Here is a 2,603-nt window from a genome sequence, read left to right as displayed (position 1 = left end):
ACTCACTCATCAGAGACGAGTACAGGCCGTTGCGGCGTAGATAGCCGTTGCCGTCGCCCTCGGCGACAGCCTGCTCGTACTCGGCGAGCAGCCGCAGCTTCTCAGCCGCAGTGAACGTACGACGTCGCCGGGGCCGGTCTGCTCGGGGTCCATCCGTCATGGCCCCATCGTGCCCGACAGCCCGATCGGTGCTGAAAATCGTCATCGAAGATGAGTCCATCCTCGCCCTGGGAGGGCTACTTGCTCTGAACCGCTGGTCTCACCCAACCCTGACACCCAGGGGACCCCGCGGATGCTCCAGCCGTCCCTGTCCGAGCGCCACTTCTTCGGTGCCGAGCTGCGTCGGCTGCGGGAGGGGGCCAACCTCTCGCAGGCGCGACTCGGCGCGATGATCCGATTCAGCGCCGACCTGGTCCGTCGGATCGAGACAGCGGACCGTTTCCCATCCCGGGAATTCGTCGAGGCCTGCGACAGGGCGTTGGCGGCCGGAGGGGCCTTGACCCGCCTGCTACCGCTTCTCGAGGAAAGTCGTGCCAGCGAGGGTAAGCGGACAGCTTCCCCGAGCGGTCCTGCCAACGCCGACACCCTGCTGCCCGCCCAACCGCCGGAGACGACCGGGGTGGCAGACATGGTCGTCCGTGTCCCCTTTCAGCCAGGCGTTCTTGACCGCGCCGCGCTGGACTGGCTGAACGCCTCAGCGGGACCCCGCCTGTCCGTGGCCGGACGACCCGGCTCGCCTGACCAAGTTGACGAAGAGGATCTTCACTCAGCGGAGACCGCTCTGGCGATGTTCCGGCAGCTGGACCACACCCATGGCGCTGGACGAGTCCACGCCCAAGTGCAGCGGTACGTCGAGTGCGAACTGAACCGGCTACTAGCGGATACTCCCACCTCCGAAGCTGTCGGCCGGCACCTCTACACCCTGGCGGCGGGATTCTTCGAGCTCTGCGGGTACCAGGCGGTCGACACCGGTGCCCATGGCCTCGCCCAGCGCCGCTACCTTCGCGCTCTACGTCTGACGGAAGCCGCCGACGACCGCCTGTACGGCAGCTACCTGCTCGCCGTGAACATCGGCCACCTCGCGCTGCACTGCGGCCACCCCGAGCCGGCACATCGCATGGCGCTGACGGCGGTGAGAGGAAGCGAGACCCAGGCGACGCCCGCTGTGGCAGCCGCGCTGCACGCGGTGGTGGCGCGCACGCACGCCCGCCTTGGACGCGAGGGCGACTGCCTAACCCACGTCGGCGTCGCGGAGAAGGAACTGGCTCGCAGTAGGCCCGAGGACGAGCCGGCGTGGATCCGGTACTTCGACGCGGCGTACCTCGCCGACGAGATCGCCCACTGCTTCCACGACCTGGGCCGACCGCAGCAAACCCAGCGGCACCTGGGCGACGCCCTCACCGCGCTGAGCCCCACCCACGTCCGGCGACTCGCCATCGACACCGCGCTCCTGGCCTCGTCGCTGGCCGCTGCCGGCCGCATCGACGAAGCCTGCGCCACCGCACGCGAGGCGGTTGACCACGCCGCACGAACCACCTCTCACCGCTGTCTACAGCGCATCGTCGAGGTACAGGCCGACCTCGAGCCCTACCGGTGTGAACCGGAGGTCCGCGAGTTCGACGAGTACGTGCGTCACCGACTACCGCTGGCAGCCGTGTAAGCCCCATGACCGTTGGCCGCAGCCGCCATCACCGAGCGGTAGTGAGCCAGCTCCGCCTCCAGCGCCGCACCCGCTCGGCTTGACGTCGCCACATAGTGACCGACATCAGGAAGGAGCAATACCTCGGGCGCCATGCCGAGAGACGTCAACTCGTCGGCGAGCTCGCGTACGTCCTCGACCACGGCCACCTCGTCGGCGGTGCCATGAATGAGCAGCACCGGCCGCTGGACAGCGGCGGCACGGACCCGGCCGGCACCACCTCGCAGCCGCATCGCGTGCGCCCGCTGGAACCGCGGCACCGTCTCCGCCCACCGATCAGGATCCACGATCGCCGACACGGCAGCGGCGGCGGCGAACGGGCCGTCCTGTGCCACCGCGTGCAACGCGGTGTATCCGCCGGCGCTGGCACCACGGATGAACACCCGCCCCGGCACTGCCCGCCCGGTAGACAGCAGGTGGCCCGCCACCGCCGCGCAGTCATCGACGTCGTCCAGACCCCATCGGCCGTACAGCGATTCCCGGAACGCCCGGCCGTAGCCGGTGCTGCCGAGGTAGTCGACATCAACGACGGCGAACCCACGGCTGGTGAAGAACTGCGTCTGCCAGTCGAGGCGCAGCAGGCAGGAGGCGGTAGGCCCGGGATGCGCCCGGACGATTACCGGTGCCCGCCAGTCCGCCGCCGAGCCCGTCGGCGGATACACCAGGGCGAGCACCTCCCGATCGTTCGCCACTCGAACGCGCAGCTCCGTCGGCGTCGACACTCGCGTGCCGTCGAGTTCGGCGTGCTCGGGCCTGGCAAGCACCTCGACCTGAGAATGGGCGCCAGCCAGGTCCACGAGCGCGACCTGGGGTCTGCTGCACCGATAGGTGACATCTGAGATGGCTTGCCCTGTGGGCGAGCTGGAAGGATGTCGCTGTGCCCAAGCCCTACCCCCGAGAGTTC

1 protein-coding gene and 1 pseudogene are annotated in these 2,603 nt (G+C 69.2%); one reads left to right on the top strand and one right to left on the bottom strand.

What is annotated here, in order from left to right; genetic code table 11:
- The first annotated feature begins 292 nt into the window (after nt 1–292).
- Nucleotides 293–1,660 carry a helix-turn-helix transcriptional regulator gene (locus AB0G14_RS35320; protein WP_357705097.1) on the top strand — a complete coding sequence of 456 codons (1,368 nt, stop codon included), beginning with the start codon at nt 293–295 and terminating at the stop codon, nt 1,658–1,660.
- Here AB0G14_RS35320 and AB0G14_RS35315 read toward each other — a convergent pair.
- Nucleotides 1,633–2,511: pseudogene (locus AB0G14_RS35315) on the bottom strand (prolyl oligopeptidase family serine peptidase); the annotation flags it as partial. The gene AB0G14_RS35320 and the pseudogene AB0G14_RS35315 sit on opposite strands and share 28 nt — an antisense overlap.
- Between the last annotated feature and the right edge of the window lie 92 nt (nt 2,512–2,603).

Source organism: Micromonospora sp. NPDC023814, from assembly GCF_040639595.1.
Taxonomy (GTDB): Bacteria; Actinomycetota; Actinomycetes; order Mycobacteriales; family Micromonosporaceae; genus Micromonospora.
Note: the sequence above shows the minus strand (reverse complement) of the source record. Positions and strands in the feature narration are given on the sequence as shown.

Coding starts and splice junctions, on each gene's coding strand:
- AB0G14_RS35320 (WP_357705097.1), top strand. CDS start 293: ATGCTCCAGCCGTCCCTGTCCGAGCGCCACTTCTTCGGTGCCGAGCTG.